This is a genomic window from Chitinophaga sp. (assembly GCF_019236475.1).
Classification (GTDB): Bacteria; Bacteroidota; Bacteroidia; order Chitinophagales; family Chitinophagaceae; genus Chitinophaga.
The window spans coordinates 93,796-115,894 of sequence record NZ_JAFAIX010000010.1 but is presented as its reverse complement, the minus strand read 5'-3'; the positions used below and the strand labels follow the sequence as shown (position 1 = coordinate 115,894).

General features: G+C 45.3%; 19 protein-coding genes. 9 read left to right on the top strand and 10 right to left on the bottom strand.

Annotation, left to right across the window (positions count from 1 at the left end):
* On the bottom strand, positions 1–300 hold the full coding sequence (trxA, locus tag JO154_RS14085) for a thioredoxin (protein ID WP_291946538.1): 300 nt from the start codon (positions 298–300) through the stop codon (positions 1–3).
* A gap of 112 nt (positions 301–412) precedes the next feature.
* On the opposite strand from trxA, the gene JO154_RS14080 reads away from it, so the two are divergent.
* Complete coding sequence (locus JO154_RS14080) at positions 413–976, top strand: isoprenylcysteine carboxylmethyltransferase family protein (RefSeq protein WP_291946536.1); 564 nt, start codon at positions 413–415, stop codon at positions 974–976.
* A 224-nt stretch (positions 977–1,200) separates the two neighbouring features.
* Here the strand turns inward: JO154_RS14080 and JO154_RS14075 are convergent, their stop codons facing one another.
* From JO154_RS14075 to JO154_RS14055, 5 genes are all read right to left on the bottom strand, one after another.
* Positions 1,201–2,709 carry a RagB/SusD family nutrient uptake outer membrane protein gene (locus JO154_RS14075; protein WP_291946534.1) on the bottom strand — a complete coding sequence of 503 codons (1,509 nt, stop codon included), beginning with the start codon at positions 2,707–2,709 and terminating at the stop codon, positions 1,201–1,203.
* 11 nt (positions 2,710–2,720) lie between these two features.
* Positions 2,721–5,810, bottom strand: a complete 3,090-nt coding sequence (locus tag JO154_RS14070; protein ID WP_291946532.1) for a TonB-dependent receptor — start codon at positions 5,808–5,810, stop codon at positions 2,721–2,723.
* A gap of 325 nt (positions 5,811–6,135) precedes the next feature.
* Positions 6,136–7,845: an aspartate-alanine antiporter gene (gene aspT, locus JO154_RS14065; protein ID WP_291946530.1), complete on the bottom strand. Its 1,710-nt coding sequence runs from the start codon at positions 7,843–7,845 to the stop codon at positions 6,136–6,138.
* Between the two features lie 71 nt (positions 7,846–7,916).
* Positions 7,917–8,378: a ribonuclease HI gene (gene rnhA / locus JO154_RS14060; RefSeq protein ID WP_291946528.1), complete on the bottom strand. Its 462-nt coding sequence runs from the start codon at positions 8,376–8,378 to the stop codon at positions 7,917–7,919.
* 31 nt (positions 8,379–8,409) lie between these two features.
* Positions 8,410–10,047, bottom strand: coding sequence for a carboxyl transferase domain-containing protein (locus JO154_RS14055; RefSeq protein WP_291946526.1), 1,638 nt, complete (start codon positions 10,045–10,047; stop codon positions 8,410–8,412).
* Positions 10,048–10,104: 57 nt separating this feature from the next.
* Here JO154_RS14055 and JO154_RS14050 point away from each other — a divergent pair, with 57 nt between their 5' ends.
* Entirely contained in the window at positions 10,105–10,563 is a 459-nt protein-coding gene (locus JO154_RS14050) for a DinB family protein (protein ID WP_291946524.1), read from the top strand.
* A gap of 30 nt (positions 10,564–10,593) precedes the next feature.
* Here the strand turns inward: JO154_RS14050 and JO154_RS14045 are convergent, their stop codons facing one another.
* A complete protein-coding gene (locus JO154_RS14045) occupies positions 10,594–11,523 on the bottom strand; it encodes a helix-turn-helix domain-containing GNAT family N-acetyltransferase (RefSeq protein WP_291946522.1) in 930 nt (309 codons plus the stop codon).
* 133 nt (positions 11,524–11,656) lie between these two features.
* Between JO154_RS14045 and JO154_RS14040 the strand changes: the two genes are divergently transcribed.
* The gene (locus tag JO154_RS14040) at positions 11,657–13,111 is read left to right on the top strand and encodes a sodium:solute symporter (RefSeq protein ID WP_291946520.1); all 1,455 of its coding nucleotides are present in this window, start codon (positions 11,657–11,659) and stop codon (positions 13,109–13,111) included.
* Here JO154_RS14040 and JO154_RS14035 read toward each other — a convergent pair.
* The gene (locus JO154_RS14035; RefSeq protein ID WP_291946518.1) at positions 13,108–14,076 is read right to left on the bottom strand and encodes an ion channel; all 969 of its coding nucleotides are present in this window, start codon (positions 14,074–14,076) and stop codon (positions 13,108–13,110) included. The two genes, JO154_RS14040 and JO154_RS14035, sit on opposite strands and share 4 nt — an antisense overlap.
* Positions 14,077–14,198: 122 nt before the next feature.
* On the opposite strand from JO154_RS14035, the gene JO154_RS14030 reads away from it, so the two are divergent.
* Together JO154_RS14030 and JO154_RS14025 are read left to right on the top strand one after the other, a co-directional pair.
* Complete coding sequence (locus JO154_RS14030) at positions 14,199–15,539, top strand: DEAD/DEAH box helicase (RefSeq protein WP_291946516.1); 1,341 nt, start codon at positions 14,199–14,201, stop codon at positions 15,537–15,539.
* Between the two features lie 172 nt (positions 15,540–15,711).
* Positions 15,712–16,206, top strand: coding sequence for a hypothetical protein (locus JO154_RS14025; RefSeq protein ID WP_291946514.1), 495 nt, complete (start codon positions 15,712–15,714; stop codon positions 16,204–16,206).
* Between the two features lie 31 nt (positions 16,207–16,237).
* Here the strand turns inward: JO154_RS14025 and JO154_RS14020 are convergent, their stop codons facing one another.
* A complete protein-coding gene (locus tag JO154_RS14020) occupies positions 16,238–17,131 on the bottom strand; it encodes a sugar phosphate isomerase/epimerase (RefSeq protein ID WP_291946512.1) in 894 nt (297 codons plus the stop codon).
* A gap of 94 nt (positions 17,132–17,225) precedes the next feature.
* On the opposite strand from JO154_RS14020, the gene JO154_RS14015 reads away from it, so the two are divergent.
* From JO154_RS14015 to JO154_RS14005, 3 genes are all read left to right on the top strand, one after another.
* A complete protein-coding gene (locus tag JO154_RS14015) occupies positions 17,226–18,020 on the top strand; it encodes a helix-turn-helix transcriptional regulator (RefSeq protein ID WP_291946510.1) in 795 nt (264 codons plus the stop codon).
* 47 nt (positions 18,021–18,067) lie between these two features.
* Complete coding sequence (locus JO154_RS14010; RefSeq protein ID WP_291946508.1) at positions 18,068–18,610, top strand: DUF1697 domain-containing protein; 543 nt, start codon at positions 18,068–18,070, stop codon at positions 18,608–18,610.
* A gap of 142 nt (positions 18,611–18,752) precedes the next feature.
* Positions 18,753–19,775, top strand: coding sequence for an AraC family transcriptional regulator (locus JO154_RS14005; RefSeq protein ID WP_291946507.1), 1,023 nt, complete (start codon positions 18,753–18,755; stop codon positions 19,773–19,775).
* Positions 19,776–19,816: 41 nt separating this feature from the next.
* On the opposite strand, the gene JO154_RS14000 is transcribed toward JO154_RS14005, so the two are convergent.
* The gene (locus JO154_RS14000) at positions 19,817–20,701 is read right to left on the bottom strand and encodes a LysR substrate-binding domain-containing protein (RefSeq protein WP_291946505.1); all 885 of its coding nucleotides are present in this window, start codon (positions 20,699–20,701) and stop codon (positions 19,817–19,819) included.
* 131 nt (positions 20,702–20,832) lie between these two features.
* On the opposite strand from JO154_RS14000, the gene JO154_RS13995 reads away from it, so the two are divergent.
* Entirely contained in the window at positions 20,833–22,080 is a 1,248-nt protein-coding gene (locus tag JO154_RS13995) for an MFS transporter (protein ID WP_291946503.1), read from the top strand.
* Positions 22,081–22,099: the final 19 nt, after the last annotated feature.

The following is a 22,099-nucleotide window of genomic DNA, read 5'->3' as shown; positions in this document are numbered from 1 at the left end:
TTATTTTACATATTGTTGTAGCAATGGTATCAATTGATGGGCAGGCACAACTCCGCTTTGCCGCCAAAGCAGTTGGCCTTCTTTGAATAATAGCAGAGTAGGAATACTACTGATCTGCCATTGGTTGGAGAGCTGTGGGTTTCGGTCTACGTCTATCTTTACAATACGAATCTTATCCCCTAGTTTTTCTTTCACTTCTTGCAAAATGGGCGGTACCATCTTACAAGGGCCGCACCAGGTGGCAAAACAATCTATCAGCAATGGAGTGGATGACTGTATGAGTTCCTGCAGATTTTCCATAGTTCCGTATTTTATCGTAATGTAAGATTTGATACCCAAAGTTACAAAGTACCAATTGATTATGTAACATGGTAAAATTTGCGTATATTATTGCACCCTAAAAACAATTGTTATGCATCTCCTTTCCTTTATCATCTTTGTATTGTGGCTGACTTCTGAAATTCTACTCAATGTTCTTTTGCGCCCGAGTCAGCAGGATAAACAGCAACAAGATAAAAACAGTTTGAATGTCATCTGGTTGGTGATCATCATTTCCGTGGTAGCAGCCTCCCAGTTGGGTTATCGAACCAAAGCCCCGATAGCAGCTAACTTTTGGCCCGTGCATTATACAGGACTCGTGTTAGTAGTATTGGGAGTGATATTACGATTTGCAGCAATTCGCTCTCTTGGTAAATTCTTCACCGTGACGGTTACCATTCGGGAAGGTCATCAACTGAAGACAGACGGGTTTTACAAGTACCTTCGCCATCCCTCTTATTCCGCATCTCTCCTCTCCTTTCTCGGCTATGGCTTATCCTACAATAACTGGTACAGTGTAGCCGTAGTGGTTATTCCGGTATTCATTGCTTTTTCCTATCGGATTAGTATTGAAGAGAAAGTATTGCAGGGGCAATTTGGGGATCGTTATAGGGCGTATATGGAGCATACGAAGCGGTTGATACCGTTTATTTATTAAGCATAAAATAGCGGCTTTATTTGAACAAAAAAATGGGATTGACGTCTGCGACGTCAATCCCATTTTTTGTTTTTTTTGTTGCCCCTGCCCGCTGGGCAGGGGCAACAGGCAAGAGATGTTTGCCTTTGTTCCCTTTTGCAAATGGACCGCGAAAGGCAAGAGATGTTTGCTTTTATTGCCTTTTGCAAATGGAGGCGAAAGGCAAGAGATTTATGCTTTCATTACTAGTTATTCAGGTTCGGATTATTCTGAACTTCTGATAACGGAATAGCGAAGAGATAGAATTTACTTTGTGGTACAAACGAAGTTCCATCAGGGAAGCGCACTGTTCTGTGACCTTTTGCCTTCACCGCCTTGAAAGAACCGTCTGCACGAGGGACTTGTATGATGGAATCCGCGCCAGTGTAGGAAGTGAATGGTTTTCTCACCACGGTACCATTGGTACGAATGATATCAGACAATGAAAATCCTTCTCCCCAGAGTTCCTTCCTTCTTTCAATCAGAATGGAATCGATCAGATTGCCAGTACCCGGTACATATTGGTATGCATTACGAGCGGAACGCAATTCGTTCAGTTTCAGAGCAGCATTTGTTGCATCTCCACCACGGGCGTAGGCTTCCGCCTGGATCAACACCATTTCAGCAGAACGCATCAACACCAGATCTCCGATTAAAGCCGTCTGATCACGGAAACGGAATTTTTTATAGCGCAGGTATCCTTCCTGTGATGGTAATGTATCCCAATCGAATAATTGCGTACGTACGTCACCGTTATCAAAGTAATTCTTGAAGAACGGATCCGCCATAAAGCTGTAGTAGTAAGAACCAGGAGAGCTTACATCCAGGAAATGGAAGTTGTAGCTAGCATTGCTCTGGTTGGGCGTTTGGGGATGTCCCCAGATCCATTCCACGTTGCTAACATCACTGAAACCTTTGCCGTATTCAGTTCCCGCCATCAGTGGGTAACCATTGCGAGCAGCAGCAGCTTTTTGTTGCGCCAGGTTCCACTGTTGTGTTTGCAGGTAGGCTCTTGCCAGCAATCCTTCTACCACATTAAGATCGATCTTATATTTTTTGCTCACGTCTCCCCTACTATATCCTGTTACCAGTGGCTCTGCTGCCTGTAAATCTGCAATAGCCTGATCGTACACCTGTTTAATGGTAGCACGTGGATTGCCTTTGGTAGTAGGCGTGGTAGGCGTTAGGTAGATAGGTACTGCCTTGGCGTTAGGATCTACTATCGGATTAAATTGGTAGAAAGATGCCAATGTCAAGTAGCACCAACCACGGAGCGCATAAGCTTGTCCTTTCAGACGGGCTTTCTGGGTAGCGTCGCCGGTTACCTTGTCTACATTGGCGATAATGCCATTGGCATTGTCAATCACTTTATAGAGAATGCTCCAGTAAGCGCTGACACGGTTTTTGGTATTGTCTACCATTTCTACAAATGTGTAGGAATCACGTAAACCATATTTTGTAGTCACCGCTACATCATCTCCCATGGCATCGCTGGCACGGAGGATAGAAGTATATCCTGGTACGGAATAGGTGAAGAATGATTCCATGGCATAAGCCCAGGTTCCATTGATAACCGTTTCCACATTATCTGCGGTGGTGAATACCTGATCTTCCGGTACCTGGTTGGTAGGCTGTTGGTCGAGGAAGCTTTTACTGCACGACGACAACAATCCCACACTCAATATCGCTGTAAGTATATAACTGTTCTTTTTCATGGCGCTGTTTTTTAGAAATTCAGATTAATACCGGCAGATACGGATTTGATAGCCGGAAAGCGGAAATAAGTAACACCTGCTACTGCCTGCTCAGGGTCCATCCCCTTATGACCGTAGATGGTAATCAGGTTTTCGCCTGTTACATACACGGTTACCGTATTCAGGTGCGCCTTCTCTAATAAAGATTTAGGCAATGTATAGCTGAGGTTCACATTCTTCAGACGCGCATAAGATGCATCGTAGAGGAAACGAGTGGAGGTAGAAGTCCAGTTCGTATTGTTGGTCGTCAGCTTTGGTACATCTGTATTGGTGTTTTGTGGTGTCCAACGGTTGAGTATTTCCTCGGACCATGCACGACCAGGATTGTTACCTGTATGCATCAACTGAGGATAGTCTTGGTCCAGTACCTTTCCACCCAGACTGTAAGCCCAGAGGAGAGAAAGGGAAATACCACGGTAAGAGAAGGTATTAGTCAGACCACCATATACATCTGGTAATGCAGAACCGGAGTAATACAAGGAACCGCTGCTATAGTTGGAAGTAGTGGTTTGCTTGCCGGTAGTAGGATCTGTTACATACCACAGCGGCGCACCTGTTTTAGCATCAACACCCGCCCATTGACGGATATAGAAATCATAGATAGAGTGGCCTACCATCAACTTTTTAGTACCACTGATAATTTCTTTCTGCGGCAGTGCAGTCACCGTATTTTTGTAATGGGTGAGATTGAAGTCAACAGACCATTGGAAGTCTTTGGTTCTCACTGGTACACCTCTTAATGTTACGTCTATACCATTGTTACGCATTGCGCCAATGTTCTGCGAAATAGAAGGATAACCTGTAGAAGGCGCCAGTGGCAACTGATACAGCAGATCTTTTGATTTACGCTGGAAGAATTCTACCGTACCACCAAAACGGTTATTAAACATAGACCAGTCTACCCCTGCGTTGAGGTTTAGATTTGTTTCCCATTTCAGGTTGGTATTGGCTAGTGCGTCGCGGTAAGTACCACCTTCTCCCAGGTTGGGGTTCGACACATATAATTTCTGGTAACCATAGAAAGTACCCAGGTTGTCATTTCCCTGCGCACCATAGCTAGCGCGGAGCGTCAGGAGATCCAGCCACTTAGCCTCTTTCAGCCAATTCTCTTCCGTCATTTTCCAAGAACCGCCTAAAGACCAGAAGGTACCCCAACGTTTTTCTGGAGAGAAACGGGAAGAACCATCGCGACGCAGTGATCCAGAGAAGAAATATTTTCCTTTGTAGTCATATTCTGCACGTGACAGGTAACTGGATAAAGTAAATACATCGGTATAACCAGTGTAGCCCAGCAGTACAGAGGCGTCAGCAGGTTCGTTCACACCTGGCAGCGCAAAGCCGGAGCGGTTTCCGTCGATGAAGGTATACTTGTATTTATAAGCTTCCTGACCAGCGAGTAAGCTAATATGATGTTTCTGCTGGAAGGTTTTATCGTAGGTAAGAATATTGTTGAATGTCCAACTGAATGTACGGAAGCTACCACGATCTACGGTACCACCAATAGGTGCATCAAAACCTAAAGTTGGATTCGTGTAATCATGGGTCATGCGCTGCGTATAGTCGGCGCTGTAAGTAGTCTTAAATTTCAACTGATCCCAGATAGTGGCTTCTGCAAAAGTGCGGGCAGACACGTTGTCCAGGAGTACATTGTGCAGATCGATATTGGCAGTTTGTGCCAGGTTAGACCTAGGATTGCTGGCACTTGGACGATAAGCGCCATAATCAAAGATCTTATTGCCGTTCGCATCCAGGATATAAGCGCCTGTTGCAAGATCGCGTTGGTATACAGGATAGAAAGATGGCATTAATCTGCCATAGTTCACATAGTTATCAGAGCGGCTATCTTCAGAAGGAGGCGCTTGTTGGTCAGAATGTGCAGCAGCGAGGTTCATACCCACTTTCAACCATTTCTTAGCATCCAAATCCAGGTTGGTACGTACATTATAACGTTTGAAGCCAGAGCCCAGGTAAATACCTTGATCATCCAGGTATCCGCCGGAAACATAATATCTTGCTTTATCGGAACTACCGCTGATAGATACATCCGCCTGTGTGCGGTGCCCAGTACGTTGTAATGCATCATTCCAGTTATCGTTCCAGAGCGGGTGAGCGCCTGCTACGATTTTTCCATCCAGTCCTACTGGTGTAGGATACGCCGTTCCAAAAGGGTTGATGCCTAGGTCTCCGACTACATTGCCGCTGGCATATGCAGCGGCCGCGTCTGCCGATAGGCCATTGGTAAGACCTGTATTACGTAAGGCTTCCCAATATAATTGGAAATACTGCTCTGTACTCATCTGCGCATAATCCTTCACCGCGCGTTTAGAATAACCTTGGCTTACACGCGCATTGATATTGGTACCATTGCCTTTCCCTTTCTTAGTGGTAATGATAATCACGCCGTTTGCACCGCGAGAACCATACAGGGCGCTGGAAGCAGCATCTTTCAGTACAGAAATAGATTCAATATCAGATGGATTGATCGCATTAATACTACCTGTATATGGTGCGCCATCCACCACATATAATGGATCAGAAGAAGCATTGATAGAGCCAATACCACGGATGCGGATCGTAGCATCAGAACCAGGCTGTCCACTCTGGGCGGTACTTTGCACACCCGCTACTTGTCCTTGCAGACCGCGGGAAACACTGGAGATCTGGCGATCTTCCAATTCTGCCCCTTTAATCTGTGACACAGAACCCGTGAGTGAATTCTTCTTACCAGTACCATAGGCAATCACCACCACCTCATCTATATCCTTACTGGAAGATTCCAGGGAGATACGTATAGGCGCTGCTGTTATAGCCACTTCCTGTGGTGTCATACCTATAAAGCTCACCACCAGCGTGGTGGCCGCGGGATCATTGATGTCTAATTTAAAAGCACCGTCTACATTGGTGGCAGTACCTTTGGAAGTACCTTTCACCACTACGGTTGCTCCAGGTAAAGGCGCCTTGTCGCGTGCCGACAATACCGTACCTGTTACCGTGCGCGTTTGTGCGTAACCCAATACAGGGCCCAGCAACACGAGAAAAACTAATAGTAATCGTTGTGACATAATATTTTAATTATGGAGGTTTTGTTGTTTTAAAAAAGCATGAAATGGTCATCCCAGCTCCTATACGGCGCCAGGTATCCAAGCTCTGTTTCCCTTGTTATTTAGTTGGTGTTAGTTGATGGTGCGGCTATATCAACAATACATTCGGGTATCGCAACAACACGGTGAGTAAGCAGTACATTGCAGTTGGTTTCTTCGTATGTGGTTCCCTGTCATGAGTTTCATTTTATTACCCTATTAATTCTATAGACTTATAGGAGCGCAAAGCTAGGGGTTATTCTGTTATCTACAAAAAGAAATGTTAAAAAAGTGGCGAAATTTATTTTCAATGGCTCATTAGGAGTACAATAATGACCCCTGAAGTGGTGAGGGTGATATTGGCGACGGCATAGGCTACTGTATAGCCTAGTGCGGGCACCTTACTATTCAGCGCATCCTGTATAGCCAGTAGTGGGGCCGACTCGTCATGCGCGCCAGCACAGGCTCCCAGCCCTACCGCCGGATGAAATTTGAAGACGTATTTGGAAAGAAAAAGCGCCAGTACCATAGGAGAAAGGCTTAATACGATACCAGCTAGGAAGAGGGTGATACCCTCCTGTTTCAATCCAGTCAGGAATCCTTCGCTGGAAGTGAGTCCGACTATCGCAATAAAGACATGCAGACCCAATTTTGCCAATACCCATTGCGAAGATGGCGGGATATAGCCAAAAGTAGGTCTGGCACTGCGTAACCAGCCAAAAAAGAGCCCAGCTATGAGCGAACCGCCGCTGGTACTGAGTTCCAGGGGTACTTTTCCCACCTTTACAGATAGGGCTCCTACCAAAGCACCGATTACGATACCACCGGCCATGTAAATGATATCTGTTTCCACCCCGGTTTTCTCCTTGAAGCCTAGTAATTTGATGGCCCTGTCTAGGTCTTGTTGGATACCTACTAATTCTAATACATCTCCTTTGGCGAGCACCGTTAGTGGAGATAAAGGGATTTCAATCCCTGCCCTCGTGAGTTTACGGACGCTGATACCTCTAAAACAAGGATCAGCAGCGAGTCTGCGTATATGGTGGCCGATAATACTTCTATTGGTGACATATACCATGGCATCTTGCACCGGGAAGGTCAGGAGTTCAACATCTGCTACTTCTTTACCTAAGAGGCTATCTGCGCCGATGGCTGAAACCCGCTGCCCTCCTACTGCTACGATATCTCCTGCATGTAAAATGAGATCCGGCGTAAGGGATATCAGCCTCCCTTCCCGCCGTACGCGCAGCATCCAGAGCATACGACCTTTGGCCTTGAGGGAATCTTCCAGTTCCGTTACTGTTTGGCCATCACCGATAATATCTCTACTGAGTAGATAGGCTCGGAAAGCCACTTTATCGTATGCATTGGTAGGAGCGCCTTCTTCTTCCGTGGCCGATTCGGCCAGTTGCGATTCCAGTTGCTTGGTTTCTTCAATCAGTTTTGCCCTGCTGCCAGACATAAACCAGGGGCCAATCACAGAGAGGAACCAGCTAGTGCCAGCAGTACCAAAAATATAGGTAACGGCATATGCTACGGGTATCTGGTCCAAGTATTTTGATTTCTCGAAATCCGGGATATTAAGATCCTTAATACTATTAGAGGCCACCCCGATAATAGCGGAGCAAGTATTGGCGCCAGACATGAAGCCCGCGGCCGTTCCTATTTCAAAACGTAATATGGACGAGATGATCCAGCAGAGTAGCAAACTACTGACACATACCATAAATGAAAATACGGCAATGGGCATCCCGTCTTTTCTCAACGCTTGAAAAAACTGTGGCCCGATACCATAACCCGTACAAAACAGAAAGAAGAGGAAGAAAATGGCTTTGGCGCCATCGGGGATATGTATATGATAAGTGCCTATGAAAATACCTACGAGTAGTACACCAGTTACGGTGCCAAGGGTAAAGCCTTTGATACGTACTTTTCCGATTAGGTACCCCAGCATGAGGGTTAACATCACTGCAATTTCAGGGTATTTCTGCAGGGTGTGGATGAGCCATTCGAACATAAGCAATAGTTGAATTGTCGGAATAATTACAACTCAACTATTGAATTGGTTCTGTTTGGTGTGACAGCAGTTTATCCGTTACCGCTTTCAAAGCCGGTGTCGATCAGCCAGTTGCCGCTATCGGCGGCCTGCGTGGCCAGTTCATCACAGCGGTTGTTGAAAGGGTTCGAGGCATGGCCTTTCACCCAGTTCATTTTTACTTTATGCTTGCGATAGAGCGGGATAAACCGCATCCAGAGGTCTTTATTTTTTTTGTCTTTGAAACCAGTTTTCACCCAACCCCATATCCATCCTTTTTCGATACTGTCTACCACATATTTACTATCGGTATAAACAGTGATGTCCAAACCCTCGCGGGTAAGGACTTCCAGGCCGGTGATCACCGCTAGTAATTCCATGCGGTTATTGGTGGTTTTACGGTATCCCTGGGACAATTCCTTTCTAACGTTTCCCCACATGAGTATCACGCCGTAACCGCCGGGACCGGGGTTACCGCGTGATGCTCCGTCTGTATATATGATGAGTTCAGCCATTCGGCGAAGATAGTGGATTCACACATTATTCCTATACCTGGAATACGCCTACGTTGAAGGATTGCTCAATAGGTGCGTTTTCGGCAGCCTTGATTCCTTCGGATATACGTGACCGTGTGTCCACTGGATCGATGATATCATCTACCCATAATCTAGCAGCGGCATAGTATGGAGTAGTTTGTGCAGTATACTTTTCAGTGATAGCTGCCAATAATTTGCTTTCTTCTTCAGGCGAGATTTCTTCTCCTTTAGCCTTTAGCGATGCAACCTGTATTTGTAGTAATGTTTTGGCGGCCTGTTCTCCTCCCATCACTGCGATTTTAGCAGTGGGCCAGGCATAAATGAAACGTGGATCATAAGCTTTTCCGCACATGGCATAGTTACCAGCGCCGTAGGAATTACCAATGATAATGGTGATTTTAGGGACTACGGAATTGGCTACCGCATTCACGAGTTTAGCGCCATCCTTAATGATGCCTGCATGTTCGCTTCTGCTGCCCACCATAAAGCCAGTAACGTCCTGTAGGAATACCAGTGGAATTTTTTTCTGGTTACAATTCATGATGAAGCGGGATGCTTTGTCGGCGCTGTCGTTGTAAATAACGCCACCCATCTGCATTTCCCCTTTGCGACTTTTTACAATCTTGCGTTGGTTCGCAACGATACCTACTGCCCAGCCATCGATACGGGCGTAGCCACAGAGGATGCTTTTCCCGTAATCTTCCTTATACTGATCAAACTCGGAACCATCCACCAGGCGATGAATGATGTCCAGCATATCATAAGGTTTCGTACTTTCTGCTGGCATCAGTTTGTACAGTTCTTCCGCAGGGAATAACGGTGCTACTGGCTTGATGCGATCGTAGCCTGCGCCAGTGTTATGGCCGATTTTGCCAACGATATGCTTGATACGGTCCAGGCACTCTTCGTCCGATTTGAATTTGTAGTCGGCAATCCCAGAGATTTCCGTATGGGTAACGGCGCCACCTAACGTTTCCGCATCTACGTCTTCGCCGATAGCGGCTTTTACCAGGTAAGGGCCTGCCAGGAAGATAGAACCGTTTCCTTCCACCATGAGTACTTCGTCAGACATGATCGGGAGATACGCGCCGCCTGCCACACAACTGCCCATCACAGCAGCGATCTGGGTGATGCCCATAGCGCTCATGCGTGCGTTATTGCGGAAGATACGACCGAAATGTTCCTTGTCTGGAAAGATTTCGTCTTGCATAGGGAGGAAAACCCCGGCACTGTCTACCAGGTAGATTACAGGCAACCTGTTTTCCATGGCGATTTCTTGCAGGCGTAAGTTTTTCTTGCCTGTTAAGGGGAACCAGGCTCCCGCTTTAACGGTCATGTCGTTGGCCACGATCATGCATTGGCGGCCGCTGACATAGCCTATACCCGCAACGGTTCCGGCAGCGGGACAGCCGCCGTGTTCGGAGTACATGTCGTACGCAGCGAAGGCGCCGATTTCTGTAAATTTGGATTCTTTGTCGATCAGGTAGGCAATGCGTTCGCGGGCAGTTAACTTACCGCGTTGCCGTACTTTCTCCAGGCTTTTTTTACCACCGCCCTGTTCAATGACACCAAGGCGCTGTTTCATTGTACTTACAGCCAGACGAATGGAATCTTCGTTTTTGTTGCTTTCCAGTTCCAGTTGATTCATAACCAGGTTTTTTTGTAAATTACGAATAACGAGTATCAATTCCTTAATCTTTCAGGTATGTCATTTACAAAACATGTAGCCAATTCACTGGAAAGTCTTTACAATGGCGAACCCTGGATAGGGGTTACTTTTAAGGAACATCTTATCCGCATTGATGCAGATAAGGCAGTAAAGCGTTTCCAGGATTCCAACTGCATCTGGCAAATCGTCAATCACCTCATTTATTGGCATCAGCGGGTAGAGCGCTATATGCATAATGAAGCGCCTGAGCAGGACGGGGACCTGCCCGACTTCTACCTACCGGATAATCATGGTCCAGATAATTGGCATGGCACCATACAGCGATTGGAGCATTCCTTTGGCAGTATCGTGAAGGCTATCCGTCAGTTTCCAGAAGGGGAATTATTTGATGTATTTCCTGGCACGGATAACACGGCTATCTATTATCTCCAGGGCCTGACAGATCATGATTCCTACCATTTAGGACAGATCGTGCTTTTGCACCGTTATGCCTGATGCTATAACGGAGGCGGCTATCTGAAAAAATCACATCAGGTCCATATCATAACGTTGCTCATATAATTGCTGGCCCCAAAGCTGGAGCAGCTTCTCCCCTGTTTTCCTGAATCCCATCTGCTTATACAGTGCGATGGCGGAAGTTTGCATACTGGTGGTCATGAGGTATACCGTCTGGAAACGCTTTTCCCGACAGAATTCCAGTGCATCCGTGATTAGTTTCCTACCTAGTCCGCGGCCCCGGTAATCGGGATGCACGAGGAACCATCGTAGTTGTGCGAGCCTTCCTGCACCAAGAATAGCCACTGCCCCCACTATGCGGCCGCCTTCAGTGGCCAAGAACAGGCGATCCTTTGCCGGTGAATAGCTCGCCACAAATTCATAGAAGGTTTTACAGACATAGGCCTCAAATTCCAGGTTGTAGCCTTTTTCTTTTGCATAGAGGTCGCCGTGAAGATGAATTAAGTAGCCGATATCGCCGGGGAGGATAATATTTCGGAAGATGATACCTTCTCCGGTGCTGCTTTCGTCTTTCCCCAAGAGGCGGTGGATCGTTTTCATGGCAGATCCTAATTGTTCCTGTTGTTGCTGGGTGAGCGGGGCGATGAGGCGCAAGATATCTTCGCGACTTTCCTGGTGGAGGGTGGTCAATAAGGATTCTCCATCCGGGGTAAGGCCCAGGGAAAAGCTGCGGGCATCTGTAGGCGCTGGGATGCGGAGTATCAAGCCTTGTTGCTGGAGGGATCGGACGATGCGGGTTAGGTATCCAGGATCGGTACCTGTAGCAAGGGCCAGTTGCCCTGCATTTGGATGATTTCCACGGGCTACTTCGTATAAAATGCGGAGTTCCGCCCCCGACAGTGGCTGACGGGTGCGATGGTTATTTAGGAGAGCGGCTATCTCTTCATAAAATCCGTTAAAGCTCGAAATCGTGTCGGCAAGGTTATTTATATCAGGCATAGCGAGTTGTTTATCAATAAAAATTACAATATAATTTGACAAAATCAAATTTTTTATTTGACAAAATCAAACATTAGAAGTAGTAAAAACTAAAGCTGATTCCATATATTTGACATCTTACTAAAACGGATACATGTCGCCAGCGTTATTATTTTCATTCGTCGTTGCATATTTTGTCATTCTGCTGATTGTAGCCTGGTATACCGGGCGTAATTCAAACAATGAATCTTTTTTCATCGGTAACCGAAACAGCAACTGGATGCTGGTTGCTTTCGGGATGATTGGTACTTCTCTGAGTGGGGTCACCTTCGTGAGTGTTCCGGGAGCGGTAGGTAAGGATGCCTTTACCTATTTTCAGATCACCCTGGGTTACCTGATTGGATATCTGACAATCGCCTATGTATTGATTCCACTTTACTACCGGTTGCAGTTGACATCTATTTACAATTACCTAAATAATCGATTTGGGGTGGCCTCGTATAAAACCGGCGCCTCCTTCTTTATCCTGTCTAGAACCCTGGGCGCTACTGCGAGGCTGTTTCTCGTAGTGCGTATTCTACAAGAAACCATCTTGCAGAATTTCGGGGTACCTTTTGCCGTAACAACCCTGATCATCCTCGCGATGATACTGTTGTATACCTATGAAGGCGGGGTAAAAACCATTGTCTATACAGATACCTTACAGACCACCTGTATGCTGGCCGGCCTGATTATTTGCGTGTTTTATATTCTGCATTCAATGAACCTGGGCTTTGGAGAAAGTATTGCTGCCATGAAAGAAAAAGGGTTAACGAACATCTTTGTGACGGACCCCAACAGCAAGTTGTTTTTCGTCAAGCAGATTATAGCCGGGGCCTTTATAACCATTACCATGACAGGTTTGGATCAGGAAATGATGCAGAAAAATATATCTGTAACTACTGTTAAAGATTCTCAGAAGAACGTAGTGGTATTAGGTTTCATCATGCTCATAGTAATTGGTCTGTTCCTGTTCTTGGGAGGCTTATTATACCTGTATGGCGCTTCACAGGGTGTTACCGCTACGGGAGATAAAATTTTCCCAGAACTGGCCCTGCATCATATGCCGCCGGTGATTTCCGTGATCTTCATCATCGCTTTGATCTCTGCCCTCTTCCCGAGTGCGGATGGCGCTATGACGGCCCTCACGTCTTCCTTCTGTATAGATATCCTGGGTATTCAACGTAGGCCAGACTGGTCGGCGGAAAAGCAGAAAAAAATACGTCAACGGGTACACTTGATGATGGCCTTTACCTTCCTGCTGTTTGTAATGGTGTTTGAGTGGATCAATAACCAGAGCATGATTGGGGTTATCCTGAAGATCGCTGCTTATACCTATGGTCCGTTGCTGGGCTTATTTACCTTCGGTATATTCACCAAGCGCGTAGTAAACGATAAGCTGGTACCATTGGTATGTATAGTGGCGCCGTTACTCTGCTTGGTGGTAGATAATAATCAACAAAGATTTTTCGGTGAATTCCAGATTGGATTGGAGTTGCTCGTGATCAACGGCTTCTTCACCTTTATGGGAATATTCCTAATATCCCGCAAAGCGGAATCCGTGGCCTAATGGGCCTCGGATTCCGCCGAGATGGTGGCATTCAATTTATTCAGTTCCAGGATGGTCGTGCGTCCATTGTTGCTCACACGGTACATCGGAACGAATTTGCGGTTTAGCTTTATTTCTTCGAAAGTATAGGAAGTTCGCTGTTGTACTACATTAGAATAGACATCGTTGAACCCTCTTACCAACACGTAGACTTCCACATCCGCCGTTTTCATATCCTCCTCATTAAATCCCAGTAAAGGGCTGTTATCATCAATGGGATGCACCACTGTCCAGTTCATAGAGAGACTGTCGACACGCTTCCTTTCCAGTGCCAATTCATAATATTTATAGATCAGGTGGCCGTTTTCTTCCACCAGGAGTGCCAGGTTTACCTGGATGATCACATCTGTTAGGGTATGATATTCCTTATGCGACGCCATTCGGAACATCAGTGCAGTTTTATCTTTATAAGGAGCGATCACCGCATCATCGCTGAAGAGCAGATGTGCACGTGGGCGGGAAAAGCGGCCGTAGAGCAAGCCCGTTACGATAGCGAAAGAGAGGAAGCCCGTCATCGCTTCAATAGAGGCTACAAAGTTTGCCCCATCCCCTACAGGGTTTACCCTGCCATAACCGACCGTGGTAAAGGTTTCTGTACTAAAGAAATAAAGTTCCTTGAATTTTTCCCAGGCGGTTACACCTCTGACACCTTGCAGTTGCTCCGGCCCTACCATCCAGTAAATACTGGTATAAAATAGGTTGACTGCAAAATAAAATAGGAACAGGAAAATGATAAATTGCCAGGCCGAGACATTCAATAGCGCATAAAAGATACTAAACCGATGCCAGAAGGGATAGCCTTCCCGACGGAGGTTGAAGGAACCATCCCTATTGATAAAGCGGCCGCCATAGCCGGCGGCATTGATTCCAAAACCTGTATCATCATTCGTTTTGGAGAAAGGGTTAATTCGTTTCAGAAGCGCCATATTGAAATAGATTGTAACATAAAGCTAGTAAGAATTTCAGATGTAATCATCAGGCTATTCTGGAGGATGCCGGACTGCAACGTTAAAATATTTACCTTTGTCGTTCATTTTATAGCAGCGTCATGACTTTTCGTGAATTAAATCTGAATTCATCTTTATTGAATGCCCTGGATGACCTGGGTATTCAGCAACCTACCACTATACAGGAGCGGGCCTTTTCCGTGATTATGTCCGGACAGGATGTATGCGGCATTGCACAAACTGGAACCGGTAAAACTTTTGCCTATTTATTGCCCACCCTGCGCTTGTTCAAGTTCAGCAAGGAGAAGCATCCCCAGATGCTCATCTTGGTGCCAACGAGGGAACTAGTAGTACAGGTAGTGGAGTCTATTAAAAAACTGACCACCTATATGAGTGTAGAAGTACTCGGCCTCTATGGTGGTGTGAATATGAATCCGCAAGCAGCAGCGGCCAAGGAGAAAGTAGATATTATAGTAGCCACCCCTGGTCGCCTATACGATATTATTCTCAGTGGCGCCTTGAAAATGAAGTCTATCAAAAGACTGGTGATTGATGAGATGGACGAGATGTTGAACCTTGGCTTCCGTACGCAGATTCAGAATATCGTGAGCCTGTTGCCAGAGAAAAGACAAAATCTCCTCTTCTCCGCTACCATCACAGAAGATGTAGAACTTTTGATTGAAAGTAGTTTCAACAATCCTGCACGTATAGAAGCCGCGCCTGTAGGCACGCCGCTGGAAAACATCGATCAGCGCCTTTTCCGTGTTCCTAACTTCAATACTAAAGTAAATCTGCTCAAACTATTGATCAGCACAGATGAGAGCATGACCAAGACCCTGATCTTTACAGGCACCAAGGCCCTGGCCGATGACCTGTATGAGCAGTTGAATCAGGCTTTCCCGGAGAAAGTAGGTGTCATCCATAGTAATAAAGAGCAGAACCATCGTTTCAATACCGTCAATTCCTTTCAGGCAGGCACTTTCCGTTTTCTGATTGCAACGGATATTATCGCTAGAGGATTGGATATTGCGGAAGTAACGCATGTCATCAACTTTGATACACCAGTGCAACCAGAGAATTATATTCACCGGATTGGTCGTACGGGTAGAGCGGATAAAAAAGGGATTGCGATATTGCTGAGCAAAGATTCAGAAGAAGCGCAATTGGCGGCTGTAGAAGAATTGATGAACTATCGCATACCGTTGATGGATTTACCAGAAGCCCTAGAAATATCAGATGTACTGACAGAAGATGAGAAGCCGAAAGTATTTATGCGCAATACGCTTGTGAAAGCACCCAAACTCGAAGACTTTGGCCCTGCCTTCCACGAGAAGAAAGCGAAAAATATGAAGACCAACCAAAAGATCAGTCATAAAGATAAGATGATGCTGAAGTATGGTAAGCCTAAGAAGAGAGGCGCCAAACCTAAGCGCAAGCGTTAATACGACAGTAAGCACAAGCATATTAAGTCCGGCTTACACCTCAGCGGGTGTAAGCCGGACTTTTTTGTTAACGATTTGTAAAAATGTAGTACTAAAATACTAGTCTACTAGTTACTCCTGATGTAAACTTGATGTAACCATCATTCATTATTGACCAAAAAAACCATAAGTAATGCGTAGGAAGTTTTTATCCATTGGCTTTTTATTGGCTGGAATCTCAAGCGCTGCCTGTGCGCAGACGATCTTTCCTAACAGTAAAAATGACGTACTAAAAACAAGTATGGTGATTAGGACGCTTAATAATGAAAAGAGTCCGACAGGGCAATTGAGTGTAAGAGTGGGCTTCCACAATTACGACGACGACAAAGACTATGTTACTGCCAAGAATGACACCATGACAAACTGGAGCAAAGGCTGGCAACGCAATGCGGAGCTGGTTCCATCTGAAGAGAAGTATAAGCTGGAAGACATCCAGGATACTTTTATTCGTTTGTACATGAATCCTCCTACCAAAGAGCCTTGCGAGCTGGAATGTACGCTCAGTATTACCTTTACTGATGGCGAAAAAGTAAAGACTTTCAAGAAAGTTTTTGCGCCCATCACTATCACTACGGATACGGCTATACGCTATGTGGAAGTAGTAGATAAATCCAAAGTGAAAAAGTAGTGCATCCTCACTGTACTTTATCTTTCTGCTTTTATCTAAGTATATTATCTTTTACAAATCGGGCGCTTTTCGCCACACATTGCAGTGCACTGGGAACATAATTGTTCCCTTGCTCTATGAAGAGATGTTTCAATCCTGCGCGCTTTGCATACGGTAAGATTTTATTAAAATCGATGGAGCCATCTCCAACTACCGTATGCAAATCAGGGTTGGTTTTATCCATATCTTTTATGTGCCAGATGACAAACCTTCCTGGCTGCAAGGAGAACAGGTGTTGTGGATCTTGACCGGACCAGATGGCCCAGTATAAGTCCAGCTCCAGTTTTACCAAATCCGGATCTGTTTGTGAGAGGATAATATCATACCCTGTTTTTCCATTATGTGCTTCGAATTCGAAATTATGATTGTGGTATAGCAACTGTAGGCCAGCCTGCTTTACCTGCTCCCCCATTTCATTGAGGGTTTGTGCCAGCAGGCGAAAACTTTCGGGATTTCGCAATTGAGGGTCCAGCCAGGGCCATACGATGTATTGCTGTCCTAATACCTTTGCCCCCTTGATACAGTCGTCCAAGTATTTTTTTCTTTCATCAACGGTTACACCTGGCAGCAGGAATTTATCGATATCATAATGCCCACTGGAAGTGGTAAGGTTGAATTCCTGCAATAGGTCGTGGAAAGCGGCGGGTTCCATATTCCAATAAAATTTGTTGCCTCCATGATTAAAGCCATACGTTTCCACTTCCTGGTAACCGAATGATGCCACTTGTTTTAGGGTATCCCTAGGGTTCTGTTTCATTTCCGTATTGAGCGAATACAATTGTAATCCCATTTTATATTTGGGAGCGATGGCCGCGCTTGCCCATGAGGGCACGAGGCCTGCTGCGGCGAATGTGCCGGCAAGACCGATAAAATTTCGTCTGTTCATAACCGTGGTATTAATCTACTTTCAAAAGTATCAGAAAGATCCTGGATAGAATTGTAAAAATGCGAAACGGGGATTTTTTTTATTATCTTGGAATATGTTCCGCTATCATGAATATCCTGTATCCCTCCTGGCTTCTGGCTATATAAAAAAGTGCTGGGTACTGGATAATTCCCGCTCCGACACTGCACTTGGCGGTAAACAGGTATTACCTAACGGCTGTTTCAATATCGCATTTATACAAGGCACAGGCATTGATATCAGCGGTGCTAAAGGCCATCATTTCCTGCGTGCTGGCGTCTATCTATGTGGCCAACTAACCACCAGTATTCAAATTCACCTACACGGGTATACGAAAATATTTCTCGTACAATTTTATCCCTGGGCGCCTGCCTATTTTTTGGAGGATAGTTTAAATGGAACAGCAGATCTGTTTGTTCCGTTGGAGCTACTGGCGCACCGACTGGAACTAACTTTTGACATCACAGTCGATCAATTGGTGCTCGCTTACTTCAATCAATATTTTAGTCAAGTGCTATTGCCTGTAACGCCTGCGTTGCAAGCCTGTCAGTTAATCCGGGAGTATAGAGGAAATATAACGATGCAAGCGGTAGCAGGTGAATTTGGACGTTCGGGGAGATATCTGGAAACGATGTTCAAAGATTCCCTTGGCATTAGTCCGAAAACCTATGCAGGTATTATTCGCATCCGAAGCTTGATAGATCAGTTGCAGACGGGAGCGTACAAATCGCGCCTCACCGCGATGGCGCTGGAACAGGGCTTTTATGACCAGGCACATTTCATTAAGTATTTTAAATCAATAGTTAGTATTTCTCCTGGAAAATTTCAGGCGGAGAATTACTTGCTATCACTCCATGGTGGCGGTTATTAGTATGGAGGGGACGTGTCTCCCTAAAATAAAATCTTTAACTTCGATGTATGGAAACATATGTAGCCCTACTGAGAGGCATTAATGTCAGTGGAAAGAATATTATCAAAATGGAAGACCTGCGCCAAATATTTGAGCGGATGCAGTTCAGCAATGTGCAAACCTATATCCAAAGTGGGAATGTGATTTTCTCTGCTAAGTCCACCGCAGAGAGCGCCCTATTGCAAAAGATTGAAAAGGGACTGGAAAAAGAACTAGGATATAGTGTTCCGGTGATGCTGCGTACCCCTAGTTCTTTGGCGACAGTCGTCTCCCAACATCCTTTCGGGAATGTATCTCCAGAAGAAACCCGGAAACTCTATGTAACTTTTCTACATGACACTCCCTCCGAAGCCATGCAACAAAGTATGCTTCAATTACAATCGGATCAAGAAAAATTCCACTTTATAGGCAGAGAGCTCTACATAGCCGTCGAAAAAAGCATGCTTAAACCTTTATTTACCAATGTATTGTTAGAGAAAAAATTAAAAATGGCCGCTACAACCCGGAATTGGGCCACGGTTAATAAATTATTGACGCTTTCCGCCCGATGAAACTTTTTTGTTAATCATTTATAAATTTCTAGTACCAATATTCTTCGTCATTGTTATTCTGATAATGTACCTGATAATGTACAGTGCAAATTGAAAACCCTATTGCGCAATCGCAATACATTAAAGGAATAACACAACTGATATGACTCGAAGAATTTACTTACACACGCCCATTGCAGATTTCAAACGAGAATCTTCAATTCCTTCGGATTTAAAAGACTATTGTTGGCGGCCTGCCAGGATTTACCTGGATCGGGACGAGTCTGGCTGGGTGATGGAACAAAAGGTAGAAATTTTTGGTATCGGCATTTGCAGGGATCTACATCACCTGCCGGCGGGTACAAACCTGGAAGTAGTCAGTGAATATCATTTGCTGGCGTTAAACCAATCCTCCTCTTACCTGGTGCAGACACATACCGGCAACTTTGTGGATGTTGGCGACAGGTATGCCTCCGAACATACACTGTTCAAAGTAGCGCCTGGCGTGAATAGCACAGTGGTAGATAGTGGATTGGGAGAGATCTTTTATGTCACCGTTAGGCCGGACTGGATTAAGTCGCTGGTACGCGCTTATCCTGAACTGCGCCGGATCAAACGTTGGGAGCAAGTGATTACCACTACTCGTGTACATGAAAATAATCTGAATACAAATTATATCCGCGAAACCATGAAGAAGCGGATGTTATCCTGTCAGGATTTGCTGAACCACCGCAAACGGTATATGGCTCGCTGCGCTGTCAACTATCTCGTGAATTTCATTAATGAGCTGGTAGAGAGCACGCCACAGCAAATGACTTCCGCTGAAATTGAGCTGGCGCATGAAATTGCCGCCACCATTCGTGAAAATTTCTACCTGATATATATAGAGAACCTGTTGACAGAGAAATTCGGTCGGACGTTCCAACAGTTGGATGATTATTTCAAAGCTGTTATGCATAACAGTATCCATGAATACCTGCATATGGAAAGAATGGACTGGGCTTATCATCAACTGACAAATACCACCGATGACTTTGAATCTATTGCTTGCCTCTGCGGCTATTTGCCATGGGGTAGTCCGGATGAAGAATTAAACAATGACCAGCATAGTTTCAAGCGCTTTGTCAGAGATTTTAGAAGTTATTTTAACCTTACTTTATTAGAGATCAGAGTAGAAATGAACTAGCTGACCATCATTCATTATTGACCACGTTTTGTTATGGTTGATCATTTATCAGCAGCGGTCTGTTTCAGGAGTTCCTCCATGAAACGGGCCGCTGATTTTTTTGGCTGTGTTCCTTTCTGCGTAATGATATAAGACCTTCTCTCCCACTCCTGCCCTTTTACTGGTATCGCCGCAATATTCTTCCAGCCAGTAACGGCACGTTCATTCAAAAGCGTGGCCCAGTGGCCTTTTTCCACCAACGACAAGATAGAGTGTACATCATTCATTTCAATGCGTACCGTTAGGTTGATATTATGTTTATACAGGATTTCATCCAGGAAATCCCTAGAGCTGTAGCCCCTTGTCGCCAAAATCATATCCACTCCTTTCAACGATTCAATCGGTAACGTTTTCTTGGTGGCCAATGGGTGGTGCTTTCCAACGGCCAGGACTATACGAGAATTCACCAATGGCTCCATATTTAGGTGTTCGTCTTGGCCCGATGTATGGAAAGACAATACCATGTCTAGATCTGCCGACAGTAATTTCTGTACCAGTTCATCCGGGGAGCCATAGACAATCCGCAGGCGTACACCTGGATACTTCTTAGGAAAGCTGATTAGTATAGGTTGCAATAGCATCGTAAAGGCGTAAGTCACGCCGATACGCAGTTCCCCGGTGAGGAGGCCCTGTAAATCTTCAATGGCCTGCTTGGTTTTATCTACTTCCGTCAATACAAAACGAGCATGGTCCAGTAACACTTGTCCGCTCTCCGTCAGGCGTACCCTTCTTCCGATGCGGTCAAATAGGTGCGTGTTCAATTCCGATTCCAATTGCATGATTTGCTGGGAAAGGGTGGATTGGGTAATGTACAGCTCCTCAGCGGCCGCTGTGAAATTGCCTTTCTCCGCAGCATGTACAAAATATTTTAACTGACGCAATTCCATACTAATCGGTTTTACTAATGGAAATGATTAAAACAATCTATTTAACTAATTAGTGTAAATGTAGGACTTTTGTGATCGATTTAGCACTAACCATCAGATGGATGCTTTGAGAACCAAGAAAAACCTTTAGCATGGAAGTATTTCGCTCATTAAAATCCCGCAATTTCAGACTGTTCTTTTATGGTCAATCCGTTTCCTTGATTGGAACGTGGATGCAGAAGACAGCCGTTTGCTGGCTGATTTACCGGCTCACCGGCTCTGCATGGCTGCTGGGTGTTGTCAGTTTTGCAGGACTCATCCCCTCCTTAATATTAGCGCCCTATGCAGGCAGTTATATAGATCGGCATAACCGATACAAATTACTCGTACAAACGCAGGTAATCAATATGGTACAGGCACTTGCACTCGCCATACTGATCATATTCCAGTATTATAATACCAACTGGATTATCCTGCTGACCTTATTACAAGGGATCGTGAATGTTTTTGAAGTGACTTGTAGGCAATCCCTCATGGTGGATATGGTTACCAATAAGGAGGATTTACCCAATGCCATTGTCCTAAACTCCACTATGTGGAATTTTGCCCGTATAGCCGGGCCCGCGCTGGCAGGGATTCTCCTCAGTACCCTTGGGGAAAATGTTTGTTTTGTATTGAACTTCGTGAGTTATATCCCCATATTGATTTGCCTGTTTATGATGAAAATGGAGGTCCCGGTAGTGCATAACACCAACACTAGTATCTGGGTAGAGCTGCGGGCAGGATTTCAGTATATCTCCCATGACAAGGACCTTACTTCTCTCCTGTTACTGCTAACTGTTAGCAGTATGTTGGTCATGCCTTTTAATACCTTGATGCCCATATTTGCCAAAGATGTATTTCATGGAGATGCCCGTACTTTCAGTTGGTTTGAGAGCGCAGCAGGCTTGGGTTCTATTATATCTGCCCTATATTTGGCTAGATTGAAGCCTGGTAGGGATCTTATCAAAGTGCTCATTACTGCCAGTTTGATTTTCTCATTAAGTTTATTGTTGCTCGCCTATGCGGGATGGTTGCCTATGGCATTGCTGTTCATGTTAGTATCCGGCGTAGGGATGATGGCACAGACATCTGCTATTAACACCTATATACAAACGCATGCCCTTCCTGCCATGCGTGCGCGCGCCATCAGTTATTACATCATGGCTTACCAAGGAATGATACCTATCGGGAGTTTGCTTGCAGGTGCTGCGGCCAATATAGCCGGACCACGGTTTACCGTATTTTTCGAAGGCATATTAGGCGCAGTAGCGGTAGCCTTATTTGTAGCTTATCGCCGGCGCCATGCGGATGATATGCAGCGGCCAAATGCCACTGGTCAGCCAGCATTGGTAAAATAGAAGGCTTTTGCCAGGACAG

Excerpts from the sequence above, each read along its gene's own strand:
- trxA (WP_291946538.1), bottom strand. The coding sequence starts at position 300 with ATGGAAAATCTGCAGGAACTCATACAGTCATCCACTCCATTGCTGATA.
- JO154_RS14080 (WP_291946536.1), top strand. The coding sequence starts at position 413 with ATGCATCTCCTTTCCTTTATCATCTTTGTATTGTGGCTGACTTCTGAA.
- JO154_RS14075 (WP_291946534.1), bottom strand. The coding sequence starts at position 2,709 with ATGAAAAAGAACAGTTATATACTTACAGCGATATTGAGTGTGGGATTG.
- JO154_RS14070 (WP_291946532.1), bottom strand. The coding sequence starts at position 5,810 with ATGTCACAACGATTACTATTAGTTTTTCTCGTGTTGCTGGGCCCTGTA.
- aspT (WP_291946530.1), bottom strand. The coding sequence starts at position 7,845 with ATGTTCGAATGGCTCATCCACACCCTGCAGAAATACCCTGAAATTGCA.
- rnhA (WP_291946528.1), bottom strand. The coding sequence starts at position 8,378 with ATGGCTGAACTCATCATATATACAGACGGAGCATCACGCGGTAACCCC.
- JO154_RS14055 (WP_291946526.1), bottom strand. The coding sequence starts at position 10,047 with ATGAATCAACTGGAACTGGAAAGCAACAAAAACGAAGATTCCATTCGT.
- JO154_RS14050 (WP_291946524.1), top strand. The coding sequence starts at position 10,105 with ATGTCATTTACAAAACATGTAGCCAATTCACTGGAAAGTCTTTACAAT.
- JO154_RS14045 (WP_291946522.1), bottom strand. The coding sequence starts at position 11,523 with ATGCCTGATATAAATAACCTTGCCGACACGATTTCGAGCTTTAACGGA.
- JO154_RS14040 (WP_291946520.1), top strand. The coding sequence starts at position 11,657 with ATGTCGCCAGCGTTATTATTTTCATTCGTCGTTGCATATTTTGTCATT.
- JO154_RS14035 (WP_291946518.1), bottom strand. The coding sequence starts at position 14,076 with ATGGCGCTTCTGAAACGAATTAACCCTTTCTCCAAAACGAATGATGAT.
- JO154_RS14030 (WP_291946516.1), top strand. The coding sequence starts at position 14,199 with ATGACTTTTCGTGAATTAAATCTGAATTCATCTTTATTGAATGCCCTG.
- JO154_RS14025 (WP_291946514.1), top strand. The coding sequence starts at position 15,712 with ATGCGTAGGAAGTTTTTATCCATTGGCTTTTTATTGGCTGGAATCTCA.
- JO154_RS14020 (WP_291946512.1), bottom strand. The coding sequence starts at position 17,131 with ATGAACAGACGAAATTTTATCGGTCTTGCCGGCACATTCGCCGCAGCA.
- JO154_RS14015 (WP_291946510.1), top strand. The coding sequence starts at position 17,226 with ATGTTCCGCTATCATGAATATCCTGTATCCCTCCTGGCTTCTGGCTAT.
- JO154_RS14010 (WP_291946508.1), top strand. The coding sequence starts at position 18,068 with ATGGAAACATATGTAGCCCTACTGAGAGGCATTAATGTCAGTGGAAAG.
- JO154_RS14005 (WP_291946507.1), top strand. The coding sequence starts at position 18,753 with ATGACTCGAAGAATTTACTTACACACGCCCATTGCAGATTTCAAACGA.
- JO154_RS14000 (WP_291946505.1), bottom strand. The coding sequence starts at position 20,701 with ATGGAATTGCGTCAGTTAAAATATTTTGTACATGCTGCGGAGAAAGGC.
- JO154_RS13995 (WP_291946503.1), top strand. The coding sequence starts at position 20,833 with ATGGAAGTATTTCGCTCATTAAAATCCCGCAATTTCAGACTGTTCTTT.